The sequence below is a fragment of the Devosia chinhatensis genome, assembly GCF_000969445.1.
Lineage (GTDB): Bacteria > Pseudomonadota > Alphaproteobacteria > Rhizobiales > Devosiaceae > Devosia > Devosia chinhatensis.
Window position 1 is genome coordinate 381,786 of record NZ_JZEY01000061.1, and the last position, 22,232, is coordinate 404,017.

A 22,232-nucleotide genomic window follows, 5' to 3' on the forward strand; every position below is an offset into this window, starting at 1 on the left:
CCTCTGGCGCTCGGGCAGAACGGAAAAAATCAAAAGAGGGACCGCCGCCGGTGGGCGGCGATCCCGGGGATCACGTTACTCGGACTTGGAGAGATAACGGGTCAGGTGACGGTCGACCGGATTGTCCTCGAAGCCGGAAATCCGGGGCGAAACCACCCACTTGGAAACGTAGTAGTAGATCGGCAGCACGCCGAACTCATCCATGGCGATCTTTTCGGCCTGGGCCAGCAGCTCGCCGCGGGCTTCCAGATCCAGTTCGCTCATGGCCTGGGTCAGCAGGTCGTCGTATTCCGCATTGGAATAGCGGCCATAATTGTTGCCCCATGCCACGGTGCCGCCGGCCTGTTCGGTGCCGGACTTGAGCAGGTCAAGCATATTGGACGCATCGTTATAGTCCATCAGCCAGCCGGCGCGGCCGATCTGGAAGTCACCTTCCTGCAGGGCATCGTAATGGGGACCCACTTCGGCGTTGAACAGCTCGACGCGGACATGGATCGGCTCCCACATGGAGGCGATCGCCACGGCGATACGGCGGTGGTTTTCGTTGGTGTTATAGCGCAGCTGCAGGCTGAGCGGATTGTCCGCAGAATAGCCCGCTGCTTCCATCAGCGCAGTGGCTTCCTCGACGCGTGCGCCGTAGTCCTCGCTGGCCCATTCGGGCATGTAGGCTTCGGAAGGAAAGTTTGCAGTGCCCGGCGGGACCCAGCCATAGGCCGGCAGTTCGCCGGTGCCCAGCACGTCCGGACCGATCACTTCGCGGTTGATCGCGATCGAGAGCGCCTTGCGGACATTGACGTCCTGAAGTTCAGGCAGCGACTGGTTCATCACGTAGTAATAGACGCCCAGGAACGGGGCCACGTGGGCTTCGCCTGGATACTGGTCCTGCAGCAGCTGATACTGGTCGGCAGGGAAGCTCGACAGGATATCGAATTCACCCGCACGGTAGCGGTTGAGCGCGGCATTGTCGTCTTCGGTGATGTGGTAGACCACTTCATCGATCGCGACATTGGCGGCGTCGTAATAGCTTTCGTTCTTTTCAGAACGGATGAACGAGCCGGGGACCCACTCGACCGGAATATAAGGGCCATTGGCGACGAGATTGCCGACCTGGCTCCACTCTTCACCAACCTCCTCCACGACATGGGACGGAACCGGATAGGCGGTATAATGGGTCAGCGCCGCCAGCAGATACGGCGTAGGCGCATTGAGAGTGATCTCGACGGTCTTGTCGTCGAGCGCCTTGACGCCGAGCTCGTCGAAATCGGTGATTTCGCTCGAGTTGATGGCTTCGGCGTTGAGGATGAAATGGTTGAGGTAGGCATAGCTCGAAGCTGTTGCCGGGTCCTGCAGGCGCTGCGCGCCGAGCACGAAATCCTGTGCAGTGACGGGCGTCCCATCGGACCACACGGCATCGTCGCGCAGGGTGAAAGTATAGACGAGGCCGTCTTCGGAAACCTCGTAGGAGGCAGCTTGGCCCAGGATCGGCTCACCAGCCGCGTCAAGCGTCATCAGGCCTTCGATGTAGTCGCTGATCGGGCGATCTTCCCAATTGCCCGATGCCTTGTGCGGGTCAAGGGTACGCGGATCGCCACCATTATGCAGCTGCAGCGTCACGGCAGAGGCCGCCGTGCTCATCATCAGGGCAAATACGCCCGCGGCCGTTACCGCCTTAAAGGTTGTGGTGAGCTTCATTATCGTCCCATCTCCTTGTGGAATTCCTTGAATATTTTATGTCGCCGCGCATTCCTGGGCGCGGGCAAAATCGGTGAAGAGCCAGTACTGGCCCCTTGCGACGGGCTGGACGGTATCCCGCATTTCCGTCCACTGACAAGCAAAAGATTGACCTAAGCGTCAGCCTCGCGCCGATTGTGAACACGTCTTGTGCATCGTTTGCTAACGCACAGCTTTGCGGCAATTGCGTATTTTAGGCAAAATCATGCCCTCACTGTCCTTTGATAAGGCCGGGGAAAATGCAGGTTGAGCCGATTGTTAAAGCGTCAGGCCGCCGCTGTGCTGGACGAGATAGATGACCAGCGCGACAGCGAGCAGAACGGCAAAGGGCAACCAGGCCGGCAGCGGGCCGCGCGGTTTCTTCACCGGCGGCTCGGGCTGCTTTTCGGGCCGCCGGAATTTCAGGACATTGTCGCTCATGCCGCGCTTTCCACCAGAGCGGCGACACCCATGCCACCGGCCGTGCAAACCGAGATCAGGGCGCGTTTGCCCGTTTGCCCGGCCAGGAGCTTGGCGGTGAGGCCAAGAATGCGCGCGCCTGTCGCGGCAAAAGGATGCCCATAGGCAAGGCTTGAGCCCTTGACGTTGATCTTGGCGGGGTCGATGTCACCCAATACCGTGTCGCGTCCCAGCACATCGCGGCAATAAGTCGGGTCCTTCCACGCCTTGAGCGTACACAGCACCTGGGCCGCAAAGGCCTCATGAAGCTCAAAATAGTCGATGTCGTCAAAGCCCAGGCCCGCCCGGGAAAGCATTTCGGATACAGCGATTGTCGGCGCCATCAGCAGGCCTTCGCCGTGGGCGAAATCATTTCCCGCAACGCGACCCGTGGTGAGATAGGCCAGAATGGGCAGGCCGCGGGCCCGCGCCCATTCTTCGGAAGCCAAGAGCACTGCGGCAGCGCCATCGGTCAGCGGGGTGGAATTACCCGCCGTCAACGTGCCATTGCCACTCTTCTTGTCAAAGGCAGGTTTCAGGGTCGCCATCTTGTCGAGATTGGCGTCGGCGCGCACATTATTGTCGCGCACGAGGCCAGCACATTGCACCAGCAGATCGTCGTGAAAGCCCTCTTCATAGGCTTTGGCGGCATTGCGATGGCTGGCTACCGCCAGTGCATCCTGCTCCTGCCGGGAAATGCGCCATTCCTGTGCCATCAATTCGCAATGCTGACCCATGGACAAGCCCGTGCGCGGCTCGTTGACAGACGGCGCGACCGGCGTCAGCTCACCAAAGGAAAAGCCTTTGGTAAAGGCCTTGGCCTTTTGCCCGGTGGTCTTGGCCGCATTGGCGGCCAGAAGCCTGTGCTGGAACTTGGAGCCGAAGACGATGGGGCTGTCCGATACTGTATCGGAGCCCGCAGCGATGCCGCTTTCGATCTGTCCGGAGGCAATCTTGCCCGCCAGCACAAGCGCGGCTTGCAGGCTCGTGCCGCAAGCGATCTGCATGGTCGTGCCTGGCGTGCGCGGGTCAAGCCCGGCATCGAGCAGCGCCTCGCGGGCTATGTTGAAGTCGCGCGAATGGTTGATTACGGCGCCCGCAATCACTTCGTCGACCTTTTGGCCCTTGAGACCATACTTGTCCGCCAATCCCGCAATAGTGGCGCCCAGCATGGAGAGATTGGTTTCATCCGTATAGGCGGTGCCGCCGCGGGCGAAGGGAATACGAGCCGAGCCGACAATGGCGACGCGCTTGAGTTCGGTCATTTTGCTTATCTCCTCTTACGCGCGGCCATCGGCGCGGGCCTTCATCGGACCGCCCAGGAACGGGGCAAATCCGGTGCCCATTATGACGCCGATATCGGCCATCTCGGGAGACGACACCACGCCTTCGGAAACGACGATCTCCGTCATGTCGACCAGCGGCCGCACCAATTCCCGGCCCAACCCGGCCAGATCGGCATGAGCAGGTGCCTCGCCTTTGATGGCCTTGCCTTTCTCCCACTTGTAGAAACCTTCGCCGGTCTTGCGGCCGAGCTTGCCTTCGGCAATCAGTTGGGCAAAGCGGCTGTTTTCGGGAACGGCATGGCCCAGTTCCGTCGCCACGGACTTACCCACGTCGAGCCCGACTGTGTCCATCAGCTCGATGGGGCCCATCGGCATGCCGAAAGCCACCGCAGCCGCATCCAGCAATTCCTTGCTTTCGCCACGCTCGACCCGCTCCACTGCGCCCAGCATATAGGGCATGAGCACACGATTGACGAGAAAGCCGGGCGCCGACTTGACCACGACCGGTGATTTGCCAATGGCCTGGGCAAAGCTGGCGCCCTTGCCGATGGCCTCGTCGGAATTGAACCGGGAGCGAATGACTTCCACCAGCGGCAGTTGCGCAACCGGATTGAAGAAATGCAAACCGATCAGGCGTGCAGGATCCTGCAATGCCTCCGCGATCCGCTCGAGTTCGATCGAGGACGTGTTGGTGGCCAGGATTGCACCGGGCTTGAGCTGGCCTTCCACCCCCTTGAAAATGGATTGCTTGACCTCGAGTTTTTCCACCACCGCCTCGATGATGACATCGGCACGGCTGGCACCCTTGCCCTGCGGATCGGCGGTGAGCCGCAGCATGGCGGCATCGACCTCGCGCTTTTTCTTGTAGCGCTTCTGGAACAGCTTCTTGGCGCGGTCGAGCGCGGGCTGGATTCGTGCCATGTCGAGGTCCTGAAGGGTCACGATCATGCCGCGATAGGCGCACCACGCCGCAATATCGCCCCCCATCACGCCCGCCCCGATGACATGGACGCGCGAGAACTTCGCCCCCTTGAGCCCCTGCTTCTTGAGGCTCTCGGACAAGAAGAAGACGCGCCGCAGATTGGTGGCGGTCAGCGATCCCATCAGCGGCACAAAGGCGTCGATCTCATGCCGGATCATGGCCTGCCAGTCATGGCCATGCTGCTCGAACAATTCGATGAGCGCATAGGGCGCCGGATAATTGACGCGATTGGCTTTCTTGCCCACTTCGGCGCGCATTTTGTTGGCGAGGTAGTCGCGTAGCAATGGCCAGGCCATGGCGCGCTTGGCGAGGGACGCCGGCTGGGACTTGCGGCGCTGCAACACGGCCTTGCGACCCTCCCAGCGCAGCATGTCGCGATGGCGCACCAGTTTGTCGACGAGGTTGAGGCCCCGCGCCGCGCCGGCCCGCAGCATCTTGCCGGTCAGCATGATCTGCATGGCATCGACCGGGCCGGCCTGCCGGACCGAGCGTCCCGTGCCGCCGAAGCCGGGGAAGATCCCCAGATTGACCTCGGGGAACCCGATGCGGGTCTTTTCGTCATTGACCGCGATCCGGTAATGGCACGCCAGCGCAAGCTCCAGTCCACCGCCGAGGCAAAACCCGTGAATGCCGGCAACAACCGGAATTTTGAGCTCTTCGATGCGGGCAAACAATGCATGCGTACGCTTCAGCGCCTCGGGCAGGACGGAAAAATCGCTCATCGCGTCGAACTCACTGACATCGGCACCGGCGATGAAGCCGGATTCCTTGCCCGAGAGCAGCACGACGCCGACCAATTGGTCCGAACTGGCCAGGTCCTCGAACCGTGCCACCAGCGTTTCGAGCTCCATGATCGCTTCACGGCTGAGTACGTTCACCGATCCTTCGGGCGAGTGAATGGTCAGCCAGCCGATCTTTTCGAGATCGGTGTGAAAGCTCCAGTGTTTCGTCTCGGTTGCCTGTGGGGCGATCATGGTTTTTCCTCGATGCGGATCTTCGTCCGTCGCGGTGAACACTTATCCACCGCCGGGTCATTCCCGCGACAACGGGAACCCCTGTTTACATTCTGGCGGAGAATTCAGCTTTCGCCGGAATACCTCCGCGTTCGTGCCTGCCCCTACTCGGCAGCCTGCTGCGTCGTCGGCTTGAGCACATCCATCTCGAAATCATCGACATGCACGGCCCGATTGGTGGCCTCGTCGGCGGCCCGCATGATTCCCGCCTCGTTGTCGTTAAGGACACCGGCCGCCACGGCATCGGCAACCGCATCCCGATCCAGCCGGCGTTCGAACACGCCCTTGCGCGCCGCCTTGGTAAAGCGGGACTCGATCTCCTCGGCTTCGGTCACCTTGATAAACGCATCTTCCAGAACGCCCGTAACGTCATTGGGGTCCATGGACACGAAGATGCCCGTCGTCAGGCGGTCGCGGAAGGCGCCCGGACGCAGGATGGACCGCACGAAACGATAATTAACCCGGTCGCTGGCGCGCTTGGCGTGCCGGCCGAGCGGAAAGCACAGGAAGCGCATGGCATTGGCGAAGACCGGATTGGGGAAATTGGCGAACACCTCCCCGAAGATGCGTTCGATATTGGCGACGCGGTCCTCCATGATGGCATCGACCAGATCGCGATCGTCACCGATGCGCCCCTCTTCGTCGAAACGCTTGAGCGTGGCCGACATCAGATAGAGTTCACCCAGAAGGTCCGCCATGCGGCCGGACAGCTTCTGCTTGCGCTTGAGAGCACCACCAAGGACGACAGTCGTCCAGTCGGCAACCAGCGCGAAATCCTGGGCATAGCGATGCAGCCGACGATACCAGCGCGCCATCGGCCCTTCATTGGGCGAGGAGGCAAAGGCGCCATTGCTCATGCCGTGCAGAAAGCTCGCAACGATATTGCGCAGCATGAACTTGGTATGCCCGCCAAAGGCGGAATCGAAAGCATCGATACCTGCACGCTTGTCCTTGTTCTGCGCTGCCTGCACTTCGCGCAGCAGATAGGGATGCGCCCGCAACACGCCCTGGGCGAAGGTCATGAGCGTGCGGGTGAGGATATTGGCCCCCTCCACGGTGATGGCCACCGGCAGCGCCTGATAGGCGCCGAACAGATAATTGCCCGGTCCGTCCTGGATGGCACGACCACCCTGGATGTCGAACGCGTCATCCATGCTGTCGCGCATCGCTTCGGTCGTGGTGTATTTGAGCAGGCCCGCAATCACGGCCGGGCGCTGGCCCTCGTCCACCATCGAGGCCGTCAGGCGGCGGGCCGCCTCATACATATAGGCGCGCTTGACCATCTCTCCGAGCGGTTCGGCCACGCCTTCCATGAGGCCCACGGGAATGCCGAACTGTCGACGCACCCGCGCATAGGCCGACGTCGCCCGCAAGGTCGCTTTTATCGAGGTCGTGCCGATGGCCGGTAGGGAAATGGCACGCCCTGTTGACAGGCATTCCATCAGCATCCGCCATCCCTGGCCGGCATATTGGGTGCCGCCGATGAGAAAATCCATGGGAATGAACATGTCTGTGCCGCGCACCGGGCCGTTCATGAACGCCTGGCGAGCCGGGAAATGCCGGCGGCCGATATCGAGCCCCGGATGATCGTGCGGGATCAGCGCCAAGGTGATGCCGATATTGTCACCGCGCCCCAGGTGATTGTCGGGATCCTTGAGGATAAAGGCGAGACCGACCAGCGTGGCGATGGGCGCAAGGGTAATGTAGCGCTTGTCGAAGCTGAGACGAACGCCAAGCACTTCCCTGCCCTCATGCATGCCCTTGGTGACGATGCCGATATCGCGCATCCCACCCGCATCGGACCCCGAATGCACGCCCGTCAGCGCGAAACAGGGGACGTCCTCGCCCTTGGCCAGCCGGTGGAGATACTTTTCCTTCTGTTCCGGCAAGCCATACTTTTCCAGCAATTCGCCGGGCCCAAGAGAATTGGGCACCATGACCGTGATGCCCGCGGCAACCGAGCGGCTGGCAATCTTGGAAACGATCATCGATTGCGCCTGCGCGGAAAAACCATGCCCGCCATGCTCCTTGGAGATGAGCATGCCCAGAAAGCCATTGTCCTTGAGAAACTGCCAGAGTTCAGGGCTGAGATCGGCCCGGTTGTGCCGGATGTCCCAGTCATCGATCATCTTGCAGGCGACTTCCGTCGGACCGTCCAGAAAAGCCTGTTCCTCCGCTGTCAGCGTCAGCGGACGGATGGTCGTGAGCTTGTCCCAGTCGGGGCGCCCGGAAAACAGCTCCGCATCCCACCCAACGGTCCCCGCATCGAGCGCTTCCTGCTCGGTGCGGCTGACTTTCGGCAGGATGGAGCGCACCGCCCCGTAGATCGGCGGGACCAGCAGCGCCATGCGGATGGGCTTGACGGACAATACCAGCAGGATCACGCCAAAGACGATCAGGAACCAGCCGAACCCGCCCAGGGCATAGACGGCGCCATCCTGGGTGAAATCGAGGCCCGAGAGCAAGCCAATCGCGGCAAAAGCTGCGCCCCATTGCCAGAGCGGGCTTTCCCGCATGGCCAGCGTTGCAAAGACAATAAGACTGATCGCAACCAGCAATAGGGTCATGCCCTCATCCTCCTCGGATGGCAGGGCCCGCTCCTGAAAGGGGCCGCTGCCCACCATTTCTCAATGCTGCCGAACCCTTTGGGCTTGGCTGACATCGTCCGCACGCGCTGCGCAGCATAGCGCGGCCGCATGACATCACATAACGGCACTTTACCCAAGTTTACCTATACGTCAACTACCAGCCCTTTACGTCCATATCGCCGGACGCACTTGTCCGCGCCAGTAGAAGCCGCAATGGCATCGAATTGACGCTAACGTTAACCCATGGAATAGTTTGCGGGTTCCGGCCCATCGGAAACAACGGGAAAATCCCACGAGCTCGCAAAGGCCGAGCGCAGAGGAGGAAACGAAATGGACACGACTGCCAACGCGCCAGACAGCCTGCGTCCCTGGATCGCCAGCTATCCCGAAGGCATTTTGTGGGATGCCCCGGTTGATGAAACGCCCGTGCACGAACAAGTCCTGGCCGCCTGCGCCAGGAACCCTGGCGCTCTGGCGCTGGATTTTCTCGGAGGCACAACGACCTTCGGCGAGTTGGGCGAGCAGATCAATGCCTTCGCCGGAGCGCTGCAATCGCAATTCGGTGTCACCAAGGGCAGTCGCGTTGCGCTGATGCTGCCCAACACACCCTTTTACCCCGTCGCCTATTACGGCGTGCTACGGGCCGGCGGCACCGTCGTGAATTGCAATCCGCTCTATACGGTCCCCGAGCTCAGCCACATCACGGCCAATGCCGGCGCCGACATCATGGTGACGCTCGACCTCCAGCAGATCTACGAAAAGGGCGAGGCGCTGCAGAAGGCCGGCCACGTCAGGACGCTGATCGTCGCCCATTTCCCCAATGCCCTGCCACTGGTCAAGAAAATCCTCTTCTCTGTGGCCAAGCGCAAGGACTTGGCGCGACCCACCTATGCCAGCACGATCGTCTCCTTCGAAAAGCTGATAGCGCGCGGCGACAAACCCGGGCCCGTGAAAATCGACGCGCGACGTGATATCGCCGTCCAGCAATATACCGGCGGCACTACCGGCATTCCCAAGGGGGCGCTGCTCAGCCACGCCAATATCGCCGCCAATGTCAGCCAGATCGACAAATGGGGCGACGGGCTCTTCTACGAACCGTCCAAGGTCGTCGCGGTCCTGCCCTTCTTCCATATCTTTGCAATGACCGTGTGCATGAACGTGCCGCTGGGCAATGGCATCCCCGTCATCATGCTGCCCCGCTTTGAACTCAAGGCGCTCCTGGGCATTTTTGCCCGCACCAAGGCCAATGTGCTGCCCTCCGTGCCCACCCTGCTCAACGCCGTTGCCCGCGCTGACAGCGTCACCCCCGATCAGCTGGCCTCGCTGGAGGTTGCGATTTCCGGCGGCGCAGCCCTTCCCGACGAAGTGCGCAACGCCTTTGCCAAGAAATCCTCAAAGGCCATTCTCGCTGAAGGCTATGGCCTTACCGAAGCCTCCCCCGTCGTCTGCTGCGCGGCCCTGCGCAAACCCAGCAAGCCCATGTCGATCGGCCTGCCGCTCCCCGGCACCGACATCCGTTTCGTCGACGTCGACACTGGAGCCGTGGTCGGCATCGGCCAGGACGGGGAATTGCAGGTCAAGGGTCCACAGGTCATGTCCGGCTATTTCGAAAATCCCGAAGCCAGCAAGGACGCCTTCATGGATGGCTGGCTGCGCACCGGCGATGTCGGGCACATGGACGAGGATGGCTATGTGTTCCTGGTCGATCGCATCAAGGACCTCATCATCTGTTCCGGCTTCAACGTCTATCCGCGCACCATCGAGGAAGCACTGATGACCCACGAGGCGGTCGAGGAGGTCAATGTCATCGGCGTGCCCGACGAATATCGTGGCGAGGCACCTGTGGCCTATATCAAGCTCAAGGCGGGCCAGACTGCCACCGAAGACACTCTCAAGGCATTCCTGCGCGACAAGCTCAACAAGATCGAGATGCCGCGCGAAATCATCTTCAAGGACGCCTTGCCCAAGACGCTGATCGGCAAGCTCTCCAAGAAGGAGCTGCGCGAGGAATATGCCCAAGGGAAAGCACAAAAGAAGTGAAGACCGCAGACGCCGAAAGCCGGGATCTTTTCGCCATTGCCGATCTTGCCAAGGAATTCGGCATCTCCACCCGCGCCATCCGCTTCTATGAATCCAAAGGCCTGCTTTCGCCCGAAAGGGTAGGCGCCACGCGCATCTTCCGACGCCGCGACAGGGCCCGTCTGATCCTGATCCTGCGCGGCAAGCGCCTCGGTTTTTCGCTGCGCGACATTTCCGATTATTTGAGCCTTTACGATGCCGATCGCTCTCAGCAGGTCAACCTGCTGGCAGAAAAGGTGGACGAGCGTATCGCGCTGCTCGAGCGCCAGCGGGATGACCTCGACACGACGATTGGAGAATTGCGCGAAATCCGCAAATTGGCTGAAACCGCCTAGCCACCTATGTCTCGCCCCGCCCCCTGATGGGCTTGGTCATGAAATCGGGTTTTTTCGGCTTCTTCCATCCCTTCGGCGGCTGGCGCACCGGCACATTGGAGCCCAGCCCCATCTGACCCGGGGGCGCCTGACCCACCGACACCTCGACCGGATTACCCTGATCGTCCAAGATCGTGGTGGCTTCGGCATCCTCGCCCTTCCAGCGGGCGATTTCGTCACGCAGGGCAGCGGCCCTCTCGAAATCGAAATTTGCCGCCGCTTCGTCCATCTGCTTTTCCAGCGCCACCAGTCGCGCTTGGTTGCTTCGCGATGACATTGGCTCTCTCCTGTTGATGCAGACCTCGTGATGGCGGTCCAGCTGAGCTAGATAGCGTCACCCGACAAAGGCATCCATGTCCTCAAGCCGGGCCGCCTCGTTTGCGGGCTTGTCCCAGCGGATGCGATTGATGCGCGGGAAACGCAGGGCCACGCCGGATTTGTGCCGCCCGCTCTTCTGAGCACTGTCAAACGCGACTTCGAAAACCAGTTCCTTCTTGACCTCCCGCACCGGTCCGAAGGCAGCAATGGTATGGGCACGGATCCAGCGATCGAGCTGTTTGAGTTCTTCGTCGGTAAAGCCGAAATAGGCTTTGCCGATCGGCACGATCTCGTTCCCCTTCCACACCCCGAACGTGTAATCCGAATAGAACGACGAACGCTTGCCGTGGCCGCGCTGCGCATACATCAGGACGGCATCGACGACGTTGGGATCGCGTTTCCACTTGAACCAGAAGCCCTTGGGCCGACCCGGCACATAGGGCGAACTGCGCAGCTTGATCATGACCCCTTCATGGCCATGCTCATCCGCACCCTGCCGACGCAATCGCCCCAGATCGTCCCAGTCCGCATAGGGCAGGATTTCCGATAGATCGAGCCGTGTCTGCGGATTGGCCGCGAACCAGGCTTCGAGCCGCGCCCGTCGTTCCTGCCAACTCAGCGCGCGAATGTCCTCGTCGCCGTCGAACAGCATGTCATAGACCCGCACGAAGGCAGGCAGCTCGGCCATCTGTTTGCCCTGCGCCTGCTTGCGGTTGAGCCGCTGCTGCAGGTCATTGAAGCTCCTGGCGTCGAAATCCGCTCCGACCAGCAATTCGCCATCGAGGACCGCCCGCCCCATGGCAGCCTCCACCACGTCCGGAAAGCTGGGCGCAATATCGTCACCGGTGCGCGAGAACAGCGAGACGCCATCTTTGCCCATGACCAATTGCACGCGGATGCCGTCCCATTTCCATTCAGCCGAAAAATTTCGCGGATCGAGCTTTTCGAAGTCGCTTTCTTCGATCGGCGTCGAGAGCATCAACGGATGAAAGCGCGCATTATGGTCGATGTCCGGCCGTCCGGTCCTGCCCTCGAGCCAGGCGAACAGGTCTTCGTAGGGCGGCTTGAGCCCGTGCCAGACTTCCTCGATCGCCTGCAATTCGACCCCGCTCATTTCGGCGAGCGCCGTCTTGGCCAGACGCGCCGAAACCCCGATGCGCAAGGCCCCGGTCGCCAGTTTGATGAGCGCCCAGCGCTCGTGGATGGCCGCCTGGCTCAACAGCCCCCCGATTACCTTTGGCAGTTCCGCCTTGGGAGTTCGGTTGAGAAGATCGACGAGCGTGCTGAGCCGAGGCAATTCTCCTTCGCCATGATGCGGCCAGATCAGCGCGATGGTCTCGCCAAGATCGCCCACGTAATCATAGGAGAGAGCAAAGAGCGTCGGGTCCACTTCCGCTAACACCGTCTCTTTGAGCAAAGCCGGCTTGACGTTGCGGATGTCGAGTTCGCCGGTCAGAACAGCCAGGGCCAGCCCACGATCGGGATCGGGAACCTCGGCGAAATAGTGCGCCAGTGCAGCGATCTTGCGGGTCCGCGATGGAGTGAGCGCCAAGAGTTCAAGCAGGTCGGCAAACCGTTTCACTCTCCCCCCTCCCCGCCATCGTCGTCGAGGCCAGGCAGGGCCAGGGGTTCTGCCTCGAGCCCTTGCTGGCGGCACCAGTAGACGAGCGCGTCCTCCCGTCCATGCGTCACCCAGATGGTCGAAGCGCCGCTTTCGAGAATGGACGTATTGAGTTCGCCCCAGTCGCAATGATCGGAGATCACCAGCGGCAATTCCACCAGCGCCTGCCGCGCCCTTTGCTTGATACTCATCCAGCCGGAGGCCTGACAGACCACCGGATCGGGAAAGCGACGGCTCCACCGGTCGCGAATGGCTGAAGCCGGTGCGATCACGATCTGCCCGGCCATCGCCGCCTTGGGCATGCCGGTTGCCGGGATGAGTTCGCCTAGGTCAACGCCAAGCTCCTGATAGAGAGCGCACAACCGGATCATCGCACCATGGAGATAGATTGGCCTGTCCCACCCGGCGTCGCGCAGCAGCGCGATGACCCGCTGCGCCTTGCCCAAGGCGTAGGATCCCACCAGATGGCAGCGATCCGGCTGGTCGGCAACCGACTTCAGCAGACGGGCAATCTCCGCCTGCGGCTTGGGATGCTGGAAAACCGGCAGCCCGAATGTGGCCTCGGTCACCAGCAGGTCGCATTCCACCGGCTCGAAGGCCTCGGCCGTACGGTCGGGCAGGCGCTTGTAATCGCCGGTAACCACGGCTCGCTTGCCCTCGACCTCCACCAGGACCTGCGCCGAGCCCAGAATGTGTCCCGCCGGATGCAGGCTGACGACCGCCTGATCGATCTTGAGCCGTTCACCGAAGCGCAGGGCATCGAACTGCCCGGCGCAGTCCTCGCCGTATCGCGTCTTCATGATGGCGATGGTCTCGGGCGTGGCCAGCACGGCCCCATGGCCGCTTCGCGCGTGGTCGGCATGGCCATGGGTGATGATCGCCCGCGGCTTGGGCGTGTCCGGATCGATCCAGGCATCGATGGCAGGCACATAAAGATCGCGAGTGAGAATGGGCTGGCTCATGGCATCATCAACGTTTATCGCAGACCTCCGGTTCAGTCCCCTCTTTCGCGCATCACCCCACAATCACGGCGAGCAGCTGGGTGGGCAAACCTAGGTCGGGTGAGTGGATTTATTCCCGCAACATCTTCTAAAACACCTTCGAACCAAGGAGACCGACATGCGCAAGACCACTCATCCCGCCGGCACTGTCCATCGCCTGTCCATCGACAGCAAGGCGCTTGTCGGCAATCGCCTGGGCGATCCCGCCACCCGCATCGTCGATGTCTATGTTCCCCATGGCCATGACGGAAAAGACTTGCCGCTGCTTGTCGATCTAGTCGGCTACACAGCCGGCGGCCCGGCCCATACAGCCTGGAAGAGCTTCACCGAAAACGTGCCAGAACGCCTCGACCGGCTGATCGGCGACGGCAAGATGGCCCCGGTCGCAGTCGCCTTTCCCGATTGCTATTCGCGCCTGGGCGGCAATCAATATGTAAACTCACCCATTATCGGCAATTACGAGGATTTCCTCATCGCCGAAATGCTGCCCGAAGTCGAAACGCGTTTCGGCTGCGGGGGAGCAGGAAAGCGCGGCGTCTTCGGGAAGTCGTCGGGTGGTTTTGGCGCTCTGGTCCATGCCATGCGCCACCCCGATATCTGGTCTGCCGCCGCCGGCCATTCAGGTGATGCAGGCTTTGAAAATCTCTATCTGCCCGAATTTCCCGCCACGCTCCGCGCCCTGGCCAAATCCGGCAACTCGATCGAAAAATGGCTGACCGGCTTCGAAGCCAAACCCAAGCTCGATGGCAAGGACACGCTTGTGCTGATGATCCTGGCGCAGGCCGCAAGTTTCGATCCAGATCCCGACCCGAACGCCTTTTTGGGCCTGCGTCTGCCGGTGACGCTGGATACGTGCGAGCTGATCGAGGAGCGCTGGCAAAACTGGCTTCGCTGGGACCCGGCCCGCATGGTGCAAACCAAGGCGGACGCCATTGGAAAGCTCAAGGCCTTCTATCTCGAATGCGGCACCGAGGATCAGTACAATATCCTCTACGGCACCCGTCGCATCCACAAAACCCTCAACCAGCGTGGCATAAGCCACCGTTACGAGGAATTTCCCGACACCCATTCCGGGGTGGATTACCGCATGGACGTTTCCCTGCCCTATCTCGCCCAGGCGCTTTCCGCCTAGCCGAGGAGGGACATCTTCAAAATCATCCACCCCAGCGTGAAGACAACGCCCACAAGACCAGCCCAGGCGATGGCAAGCAGGCCATCGCGGGCCGTGATCGACAAGGCATAGACCGCAACGATGCTGGCCGCCCAAGTGGAGGTGAAGGGAATGAACTCGAGCAGCGGCATGATGCACCCGACAAGGACGCAGACCATGGCCCCTACCCGTCGCATCAGCGCGCCTGTCATAAAGCGGGCGCGCCGCTTGACCACACCGTCGGCGACCCGGCTGACCGGGCGAAGGAACTTGAGCAGCTTTTGCGCATGATCGGCCGAGATGCAGCGCTCGGTCAGCCATTTGGGCAGCCATACCTCCTCGCGCCCCAGCACGATCTGCCCTGCCACCAGAATGGTATTGAGCCCGACCAGTGTCGGAACGCCGGGAATGATGCTGAGTGGTGAGATCACAATCAGGGCCGGAAGAAGCAGCATGGGCCCAGCCGCGCGCTGTCCGGCAATGGTCTGCACCAGGCCAAGCGACACCTTTTCACCCGCATCGGCGCGTTCTTCGACCTTTCGGACGAGCCGGCCGAGCGCGCCTTCCCGCGTTGCTGTCATGATGGTGTCCTTTCGGCAGATGAACGCTTCTGCCGAAAGCCCGTTCCCGCCATCAGACGGCCTTGGACACGCTCAACAGGCCCGGCTGCTTCTCATTGGCCGCATTGATGGCCGCTTCACCACCCAGCACCACCACGTGGCCTTGAGCGGCAACTGCATCCAGAGCGTCGGCCAGGGCCAGGAAATCGGCCCGGCTGGTCGCCAGGATCTCGTCGCGCCGGCGCTGGCGCAATTCATCGCTGGTGCCGTTGAGTATGCGCCACATGGCCGAATAGCCCTTGGCGTCGACGAATTCGGGCCGGTCGAGATCGCCGACCACCCCGATCACCGACCGCACGAGATCGGTTTCTCCGATCTCGGCCCGCAGCGCCTTGGCGGCATTGTCATAGACGTCTAGCGTCTTGGTCAGATTGGGATCGCGATAGGAAAGAAAGGCGAAATTGCCCGAGCTGAGATCGAACCGGCTCGATCCGCCATAGGCCCCGCCCTGCACCCGGACCTTGTCCCAAAGATAAGTGGTGTTCAATAGCCGCAGCGCCACCGCCGAGGCCGCGCTCAGGTCAAACCCCAAGGCCTTGAGATTGGCACCCTTGCCGACATAATTGACCTGGGCCGGGATGACGAGCCCCTCGTCGGCCGGTGCGAAATCGTGGCTCCAGTCGGCATCGGCATGGTGCGTGTCGGGCAGGGCTTGCGCAAAAGTCGTCAGCTCTCCCTGCGCCCGGTCCCAGATCGCCTCGTCCGTGGTGAGGTTGATGACCATGCGGCCGCGATTGAACAGCGTATCGCGAATGCGCCGCAAGACACTCTCCACCGCCTCCCAGTCGCTATCGATACGCTTGACCAGATCCTTGAGGAACCGGCCATAGGATACGCCGCTCATCTGCTCGGCGATCCAGCCGGCCTCGGTCAGCCCGGCCTTGAGGCGGGTATCGACGATGCCATTGCCGCCCGGCACCAGCCGCGCTTCGAAACCGGCCTTTTCCTCGAGCGCCATCTGGCGGAAACGCTCGCGATTGTCGAGACGGGCGTCGAGCAGGACATCGGAGAAAATTTCCAGCATAGCGCCGAACTTGTCCGGCACCGCCTTGCCGGAGAGGAAGAACCAGGCCGCGGTACCCGCCCCGTCCTGCCGGGTTGCCAGCCCGCGATGCTGGGCGATGCCGCCTGTCGTCCGTCCGATCCTTTGGGTCAGCGAGACGAAATCTTCCTTGCCCGTCCCGGTCTGCAGCAAGGCGCGACCGAAAAGCGGCAGATAGGGCAGCAAGGCCTTGTCCAGTACGTGCAGGTCAAACCCAATATCAAGATAGGCGATGCCCAGGGTTGGCAGCCGATGGTAGAGCGCCCTGGCGCCGCCCAGCGTGCACTCCTCGGTGGGGATGGTTCGAATGGACCGGTCGAGATCGGCCAGCGTCAGGGTTGGAATGCGAGCAAGGTCTTCAGGCTTGTCAACGCTTTCCTGCAGCGCCTTGAGGCGCTCTGTCCGCTCGAGCACAGCCGCCAGGTCCGCCTCGCTGAGCCCGGCGCGCACGCTGGACAGCGTGTCAGCCTCCACCTTCGCTTCGCGCGCACCCTGGTCGGGGTCGGCTTCGAGCTTGACGGTCGCGCGGTGCGGATTGTCGAGGAAGAGGCTGCGGATCAGCCCCTGGAAATGCTCGCCCCGCGCCTTTTGCTTGAGACTTTCAAGAGCAGTTTCAAAGCTGAGCGGTGCCAGCGGGTCTCCCCCATGCAGCCAGGTGCCGAGCGCGTTGAACATATAAGTCATGCCGCGCGGATAAGACCCGGTATTCTGCTCGCGCAAGTTGAACTCGAACGTATTCACCGCCGCTTCGACCTGTTCGGCCGAAAACCCCGTCCGGGCGATCTCGGCCAGGGTGTCGAGCACCAGCGCTTCGATCTTGCCCGCATCTGCCGGGTCGACGCCCTTCAGCCCGAAGCTGGCCATCGGCTGGCGCAGGTAGGATGAAATCCCGCCCCCGATCATGCCCTCGCCCAGACCGCTCTCGGTCAGCGTCTTGCGCAGCGGCGCTGCCGAATTGCCGGCCAGGAGATAGCTCAGCATGCCATGGCTCAGCACCTCCTCCCGGCTCTGTGCCGGCTCGATCATCCAGTTCACCGAGACCATGCCGTCGCGGCGCTTGTCGGGATCGATGGTGCCGGCATAGGTCCCGGACACGGCACGCGGCGCATTCCAGCGCGGCTGCAGCTTGACCTCTGCATCGATCGCGATCCGCTCGAACCGGCTGAAATAGGCATCGAGAATCTCGAGCCTCTTGTCTGCCGGATCATCCCCGGCAAACACCACGCGGGCATTGGACGGATGATAATATGTCCGATGGAAGCGCTTGAACTGCTCGTAGGTCAGCTCGGGGATAACCTTGGGATCGCCCCCTGAACTCTTGCCATAGGTCGTGTCGGGATAGAGCGCGTTCTGTGTGAGCGTGTGCATCACCGAATCGGGCGAGGAATAGACGCCCTTCATCTCGTTGAAGACCACACCCTTGTAGACCAGCGGTGCATCGAGGCTCTCGAGCTCGTAATGCCAGCCTTCCTGCTCGAACGTCTCCTCGCTGATCAGCGGGAACAGCACGGCATCGAGATAGACATCGACAAGGTTGTAGAAGTCCTTGAGGTTCTGGCTGGCCACCGGATAGGCGGTCTTGTCCGGAAAGGTCATGGCATTGAGAAAAGTGTGCATGGAGCCCTTGAGCAGCTCCACGAACGGTTTCTTGACCGGATATTTTTCGCTGCCGCACAGCACCGAATGCTCGAGAATATGGGCTATGCCGGTTGAGTCCTCGGGGGGCGTCTTGAAGGTAATGCCGAAGACCTTGTTCTCGTCGTCATTGACGAGACTGAGCACCTCCGCCCCGGTTTTCTTGTGCCGGTAGAGCTTCGCTTGCGAATTGATTTCGGCAATGTTTTCGTCGCGGACGATCTCGAAGGCGGGGTGGGACATGCAATTCTCTTTCGGACAGTCGGACCATTAAGTTAGGCATCTGCGGCCCGGACCGCTAGAGCGGCCGGGACGACAAATGCTGAAGAATGCAGTTCCCTCTGGGGAGGAGGAAGTCTCGATCCAGGCCGCGCAACCCGGCTTACAGCCGGTTTCGCCACCTCAAACCGCGCCGCGGATTTCCGGCTTCACTTCGTTGCGATACCATTCGCCCAACTGTCCCATCAGCGCGGGGAAGAGGCTGCGCCGCTCCGACGCCTCGATATTGTCGGCGATCTGCTCGGGCTTGCTGACGCCGGCAATCACGGTCGAAACCTGCGGATGATCGAGGATCCAGCGCAGGGCAAACTGGCTCATCGACATGGATTCGGGGGCGAGGCCGCGCAATTCCTGGACCAGTTCGACGCCACGATCGAACGGAATGCCCGAAAAGGTTTCGCCCACCGAAAACGCCGCGCCATCGCGATTGTAGTTCCGGTGATCGGTCTCGTCGAAACGCGTATCCTTGTCATATTTGCCGCTGAGCAGGCCGGATGCCAGGGGCAGGCGAACGATGATACCCACGTCGCGCTCGGCCGCCTTGGGCAGAAGGGCTTCGGCCGCGTCCTGCCGGAAGAGATTGAAGATGATCTGCAGCGTCGCGCATCCGGGCTGCTCGAGGCAGATCAGGCCTTCTTCGATCGTCTCGACGCTTGCCCCCCAGTGCCGCACCAGGCCCTCGGTCCGCAGCTCGTCCATCCAGCCGAAAATGGCGCCATCGCGCAGCACCTGCGTGGGCACGCAGTGCAATTGCGCCAGGTCGAGCGTACGCACCCCCAGCCGCCGCGCTGAGCCTTCGAGGCTTTCCCGCAGGCCCTGCTTGGAATAGGTGTCCGGGAAGAGCGCGCCGGAGCGGCCCACCTTGGTGGCCACATGCACGTTCGGCCCTTTTGTATGGGCACCGATCCGGCTTTCGCTGAGCCCGCCGCCATAGACGTCGGCACTGTCCCAGAAGGTGATGCCGGCGCTGGCTGCGTGATCGAGGATGCTCGACGCCATCTCGTCGCCGACCGGACCGAAATCGCCGCCTAGCTGCCAGCAACCCAGTCCGATCTCGCTTACCAAATATCCCGTCTTGCCTAGGCGCCGCGTTTTCATTTTCGTTCTCCGTCTTTTTGGTTCGGGCGCATGTTCGAAGCTGTGCATCCGGCCTTCAGGCAGGACGTGACGCCCAATGCTGACTTGGGCAGCACCCTATTCGAAATAGTCGGGAAAGTCGCTGATGGTCTGGGTCAGAAGCACCTCGGCCCGCCCCAGATGCGCCCGCATCGCGGCCTCGGCAGCCGCGGGATCAGCTTCGCCCACCGCCTCGGCGATGATCCTGTGCTCGGCGATAGCGCGTTGGCTCGACGACGAACCCAGCGTCAGATAGCGCACCCGGTCGAGCTGCATCTTGTGGTCGTCGATCAATTGCCAGGCATATTCGACCCCGGCCAGACGGGCGAGCGTGCGATGGAAAAGCTCGTCCAGGATGTGGAAGCGCCGGCTGTCATTGGCGGCCGAGGCGGCATCCTGCTCGTCGATCAGGGCGGCCAGCACCGATGCTGCATCGGCTCCCGGGCTGGAGGCCACGCGCCGGATGATTTCAACCTCGATGCTTTCGCGGATGAACCGGCTCTGCCGTACACCGTCAGGCGAAATCTTTTTGACAACGGTCGCCCGCTTTGGGCGGATCAGCAGCAGGCCCTGCTGCGCCAGGCGGATAAAGGCTTCCCGCACCGGTTGGCGGGAAACGCCATAGCGCCCGGCAATATCGCTCTCCGAGATCACGTCCCCCGGCTTGAGCGCCATGGTCACGATATCGTCGCGCAATGCGCTCACGAGGCGCATGGCCATGGTTTCTTCGGTCAAGTCGGGTGCATCGACAGCCATTGCTGATTCCCTTTCATCCGACCATGGGCCGCTGCGCCGGTCCTGACTGCACCGCTTTTGCGGGCTTCCACAGCTTTCTGCCAGCTCGGCCGATACCGATTGTAGAAAGAAAATGTGCCACTTCGCAATCTTGTATGGTAGATACGCATCTGCGCTTGGTGATGGGCGCTGCCTGTTGTCTTGAGACCGGAGAATGAGAATGACGAAGACCTACGCGCTCGTGGGGACCGGAGGGCGTGCGCGCATGTTCTACGAAGCCATCCTTGGCCCTCATAAGGAGCAATCGAGGCTGGTCGCACTCTGCGACACCAATCAGGCGCGCATGGACTTCACCAACAAGGTGATCGTCGAGGAATTGTCCGGCAATGCGGTTCCCACCTACAGGGCGGCCGATTTCGCCAAGATGATCGAAGAGCTCAAGCCGCAGACGATCATCGTCACCTCGATCGACCGCACCCACCACCACTATATCATCGCCGCGCTGGAAGCCGGTTGCGACGTCATCACCGAAAAGCCGATGACGACCGATCCGGAAAAGTGCCAGGCCATTCTCGACGCCGTCGAGCGCACCGGCAAACAGGTCCGCGTCACATTCAACTACCGCTATGCCCCGCACAATTCGGCCCTGCGCGAACTCATTGCCGAGGGCGCCATCGGCAAGGTCACCTCGGTCCATTTCGAATGGTTGCTCGATACGCGCCATGGCGCGGATTATTTCCGCCGCTGGCACCGCGACAAGCGCAATTCGGGCGGGCTCATGGTCCACAAGTCCACTCACCATTTCGACCTGGTGAACTTCTGGCTCGGCAGCCAGCCCGAGACCGTCTTCGGCATGGGCGACCTCAAGTTCTATGGGCGCGCCAATGCCGAGGAGCGTGGCGTCTTCACGCCCTATACGCGCACCACCGGGGTCGAGGCGGCAAGGGACGACAAGTTCGCCATCGACCTGACCGCCAACCCCGTCCAGAAGGGCCTTTACTGGGACGCAGAGAAGGAAGACGGCTACCAGCGCGACCAGAATGTCTTCGGCGATGGCATTTCCATCGAGGATACGATGAATGTCATCGTTCGCTATCGCAACAAGGCGGTGATGACGTACTCACTCTATGCCTATGCGCCATGGGAAGGCTTCAACGTCGCCATCAATGGCACCGGTGGACGGCTCGAACTTACCGTGCACGAGAATTCCTACATCAATGCCGGCGCCGGTTCGGAAACCGAAGGGGCAGCAAAGGGCGTGAAACTCTATCACTTCCCGCTTCATGGCGAACCGCGCGTCGTCCCGGTCAAGCATGGCGAAGGCGGCCATGGCGGCGGCGACAAGATCATGCTCGAGGAAATCTTCGGCAACGCCACCCCGCGCCCCGGCTACGGCGCCAACCACCGAGACGGCGCGCTCTCGATCCTCACCGGTATCGCTGCCAACAAGAGTTTCGAAACCGGCCTGCCGGTCGATGTGAAGGGTTTGGTGCGGCTGTAAAAGACCCGAAACCGTCCCGCCATCGGCACCACCGGAAATGTTCCGGTGGTCCACGGGATGGATCGGTAATCACTGGATTGCCGGGACGCTCGGCAGTGACGCGGGGAGAGAGTTGGGGGCTACCCCCACATCCATCAGCTGTTCCGCCCCTGGGGGCCGCGCTTAGCGGCTGAACGGTACGCTCGCCGTCAGCACCTCGCCGGAATCGTTGAACTCGACTTCGAAATCCACCGTGATGCTGTCATTGCCGACCAAGAGGATCTTTGCGCCGATCCGCACGTCGCTGCCCGCACGGTCCTTCTGCTGCTCGCGCAGATCGAAGCTGATCCGGTCGCCAGACGTCTGGCCGACCGCCAGCCCGGTATAGCCGGCATTGCTGCTCATGGCCGCCTCGAAGCGCTGCTGGGCTTCGATATAGGCGATGGTGCCGCTGATCGAAAGCGTGGCATTCACCAGGGTACAGCGGCCGGTATAGTTGATCCGCCCTTGATTACCCTTGGCCACGCCCAGTCGGCACCGGAACGGTTCGTTGCGGTCCGGGCCCACCAGCGCGCTGTCCCCGCGCCAGTCCCCGATATAGGATTCGAGCAACGCCAATTCGCCCTGGGCCTGGGCCGGCACGACCATCTGCAGGGCCAGAAGGGCGAACAGGGCCCGCACTATAATCTTCACGCTAAACTCCTCCGAGCACTCGCTGTCAGCAATGTCTGCCAGCCCAATTCG

At 61.7% G+C, this 22,232-nt stretch carries 16 protein-coding genes and 1 pseudogene; 4 read left to right on the forward strand and 13 right to left on the reverse strand.

All coding sequences use genetic code 11. The features are described from left to right. Nucleotides 1-75 precede the first annotated feature (75 nt). The 5 genes from VE26_RS12220 to VE26_RS12235 form a co-directional block, all read right to left on the reverse strand. On the reverse strand, nucleotides 76-1,692 hold the full coding sequence (locus VE26_RS12220) for a peptide ABC transporter substrate-binding protein (RefSeq protein ID WP_046105537.1): 1,617 nt from the start codon (nucleotides 1,690-1,692) through the stop codon (nucleotides 76-78). A gap of 297 nt (nucleotides 1,693-1,989) precedes the next feature. Continuing rightward, nucleotides 1,990-2,151 carry a hypothetical protein gene (locus VE26_RS18105; protein WP_160297845.1) on the reverse strand — a complete coding sequence of 54 codons (162 nt, stop codon included), beginning with the start codon at nucleotides 2,149-2,151 and terminating at the stop codon, nucleotides 1,990-1,992. Then, on the reverse strand, nucleotides 2,148-3,434 hold the full coding sequence (locus tag VE26_RS12225; RefSeq protein WP_046105538.1) for an acetyl-CoA C-acetyltransferase: 1,287 nt from the start codon (nucleotides 3,432-3,434) through the stop codon (nucleotides 2,148-2,150). Before VE26_RS12225 ends, VE26_RS18105 begins: the two co-directional genes overlap by 4 nt. A 15-nt stretch (nucleotides 3,435-3,449) precedes the next feature. Then, nucleotides 3,450-5,411 carry a 3-hydroxyacyl-CoA dehydrogenase NAD-binding domain-containing protein gene (locus VE26_RS12230; protein ID WP_046105539.1) on the reverse strand — a complete coding sequence of 654 codons (1,962 nt, stop codon included), beginning with the start codon at nucleotides 5,409-5,411 and terminating at the stop codon, nucleotides 3,450-3,452. Between the two features lie 143 nt (nucleotides 5,412-5,554). Further along, a complete protein-coding gene (locus tag VE26_RS12235; RefSeq protein WP_046106297.1) occupies nucleotides 5,555-8,017 on the reverse strand; it encodes an acyl-CoA dehydrogenase in 2,463 nt (820 codons plus the stop codon). Nucleotides 8,018-8,368: 351 nt separating this feature from the next. On the opposite strand from VE26_RS12235, the gene VE26_RS12240 reads away from it, so the two are divergent. Then, a complete protein-coding gene (locus VE26_RS12240; RefSeq protein ID WP_046105540.1) occupies nucleotides 8,369-10,078 on the forward strand; it encodes a long-chain-fatty-acid--CoA ligase in 1,710 nt (569 codons plus the stop codon). Next, the gene (locus VE26_RS12245; RefSeq protein ID WP_052715882.1) at nucleotides 10,075-10,452 is read left to right on the forward strand and encodes a MerR family DNA-binding protein; all 378 of its coding nucleotides are present in this window, start codon (nucleotides 10,075-10,077) and stop codon (nucleotides 10,450-10,452) included. Before VE26_RS12240 ends, VE26_RS12245 begins: the two co-directional genes overlap by 4 nt. Nucleotides 10,453-10,612: 160 nt before the next feature. Here the strand turns inward: VE26_RS12245 and VE26_RS19000 are convergent. From VE26_RS19000 to VE26_RS12260, 3 genes and pseudogenes are all read right to left on the reverse strand, one after another. Continuing rightward, nucleotides 10,613-10,750: pseudogene (locus VE26_RS19000) on the reverse strand (UvrB/UvrC motif-containing protein); the annotation flags it as partial. Nucleotides 10,751-10,825: 75 nt separating this feature from the next. Next, on the reverse strand, nucleotides 10,826-12,391 hold the full coding sequence (locus VE26_RS12255) for a cisplatin damage response ATP-dependent DNA ligase (RefSeq protein WP_046105543.1): 1,566 nt from the start codon (nucleotides 12,389-12,391) through the stop codon (nucleotides 10,826-10,828). Then, the gene (locus tag VE26_RS12260) at nucleotides 12,388-13,392 is read right to left on the reverse strand and encodes a ligase-associated DNA damage response exonuclease (RefSeq protein WP_046105544.1); all 1,005 of its coding nucleotides are present in this window, start codon (nucleotides 13,390-13,392) and stop codon (nucleotides 12,388-12,390) included. The genes VE26_RS12255 and VE26_RS12260 overlap by 4 nt, the downstream gene beginning before the upstream one ends. Nucleotides 13,393-13,549: 157 nt before the next feature. On the opposite strand from VE26_RS12260, the gene VE26_RS12265 reads away from it, so the two are divergent. Continuing rightward, a complete protein-coding gene (locus VE26_RS12265) occupies nucleotides 13,550-14,563 on the forward strand; it encodes an alpha/beta hydrolase (protein WP_046105545.1) in 1,014 nt (337 codons plus the stop codon). Here VE26_RS12265 and VE26_RS12270 read toward each other — a convergent pair. The 4 genes from VE26_RS12270 to VE26_RS12285 form a co-directional block, all read right to left on the reverse strand. Then, complete coding sequence (locus tag VE26_RS12270) at nucleotides 14,560-15,162, reverse strand: exopolysaccharide biosynthesis protein (protein WP_046105546.1); 603 nt, start codon at nucleotides 15,160-15,162, stop codon at nucleotides 14,560-14,562. The two genes, VE26_RS12265 and VE26_RS12270, sit on opposite strands and share 4 nt — an antisense overlap. A gap of 52 nt (nucleotides 15,163-15,214) precedes the next feature. Then, nucleotides 15,215-18,121 (reverse strand): insulinase family protein, encoded by a 2,907-nt coding sequence (locus VE26_RS12275; protein WP_046105547.1) that lies wholly within the window; start codon nucleotides 18,119-18,121, stop codon nucleotides 15,215-15,217. A gap of 159 nt (nucleotides 18,122-18,280) precedes the next feature. Next, nucleotides 18,281-19,255, reverse strand: coding sequence for an aldo/keto reductase (locus VE26_RS12280; RefSeq protein WP_046105548.1), 975 nt, complete (start codon nucleotides 19,253-19,255; stop codon nucleotides 18,281-18,283). Nucleotides 19,256-19,351: 96 nt separating this feature from the next. Further along, the gene (locus VE26_RS12285; protein WP_046105549.1) at nucleotides 19,352-20,029 is read right to left on the reverse strand and encodes a GntR family transcriptional regulator; all 678 of its coding nucleotides are present in this window, start codon (nucleotides 20,027-20,029) and stop codon (nucleotides 19,352-19,354) included. 199 nt (nucleotides 20,030-20,228) lie between these two features. On the opposite strand from VE26_RS12285, the gene VE26_RS12290 reads away from it, so the two are divergent. Continuing rightward, nucleotides 20,229-21,509 (forward strand): Gfo/Idh/MocA family oxidoreductase, encoded by a 1,281-nt coding sequence (locus VE26_RS12290; protein ID WP_084620416.1) that lies wholly within the window; start codon nucleotides 20,229-20,231, stop codon nucleotides 21,507-21,509. 162 nt (nucleotides 21,510-21,671) lie between these two features. On the opposite strand, the gene VE26_RS12295 is transcribed toward VE26_RS12290, so the two are convergent. Further along, nucleotides 21,672-22,181: a heme-binding beta-barrel domain-containing protein gene (locus VE26_RS12295; protein ID WP_046105551.1), complete on the reverse strand. Its 510-nt coding sequence runs from the start codon at nucleotides 22,179-22,181 to the stop codon at nucleotides 21,672-21,674. Between the last annotated feature and the right edge of the window lie 51 nt (nucleotides 22,182-22,232).

What these genes read in the sequence shown, in the direction of transcription:
- VE26_RS12280 (WP_046105548.1), bottom strand. Translation starts at nt 19,255, where the DNA reads ATGAAAACGCGGCGCCTAGGCAAGACGGGATATTTGGTAAGCGAGATC.
- VE26_RS12220 (WP_046105537.1), bottom strand. Translation starts at nt 1,692, where the DNA reads ATGAAGCTCACCACAACCTTTAAGGCGGTAACGGCCGCGGGCGTATTT.
- VE26_RS12260 (WP_046105544.1), bottom strand. Translation starts at nt 13,392, where the DNA reads ATGAGCCAGCCCATTCTCACTCGCGATCTTTATGTGCCTGCCATCGAT.
- VE26_RS12270 (WP_046105546.1), bottom strand. Translation starts at nt 15,162, where the DNA reads ATGACAGCAACGCGGGAAGGCGCGCTCGGCCGGCTCGTCCGAAAGGTC.
- VE26_RS12230 (WP_046105539.1), bottom strand. Translation starts at nt 5,411, where the DNA reads ATGATCGCCCCACAGGCAACCGAGACGAAACACTGGAGCTTTCACACC.
- VE26_RS12225 (WP_046105538.1), bottom strand. Translation starts at nt 3,434, where the DNA reads ATGACCGAACTCAAGCGCGTCGCCATTGTCGGCTCGGCTCGTATTCCC.
- VE26_RS12275 (WP_046105547.1), bottom strand. Translation starts at nt 18,121, where the DNA reads ATGTCCCACCCCGCCTTCGAGATCGTCCGCGACGAAAACATTGCCGAA.
- VE26_RS12240 (WP_046105540.1), top strand. Translation starts at nt 8,369, where the DNA reads ATGGACACGACTGCCAACGCGCCAGACAGCCTGCGTCCCTGGATCGCC.
- VE26_RS12265 (WP_046105545.1), top strand. Translation starts at nt 13,550, where the DNA reads ATGCGCAAGACCACTCATCCCGCCGGCACTGTCCATCGCCTGTCCATC.
- VE26_RS18105 (WP_160297845.1), bottom strand. Translation starts at nt 2,151, where the DNA reads ATGAGCGACAATGTCCTGAAATTCCGGCGGCCCGAAAAGCAGCCCGAG.
- VE26_RS12235 (WP_046106297.1), bottom strand. Translation starts at nt 8,017, where the DNA reads ATGACCCTATTGCTGGTTGCGATCAGTCTTATTGTCTTTGCAACGCTG.
- VE26_RS12285 (WP_046105549.1), bottom strand. Translation starts at nt 20,029, where the DNA reads ATGGCTGTCGATGCACCCGACTTGACCGAAGAAACCATGGCCATGCGC.
- VE26_RS12290 (WP_084620416.1), top strand. Translation starts at nt 20,229, where the DNA reads ATGACGAAGACCTACGCGCTCGTGGGGACCGGAGGGCGTGCGCGCATG.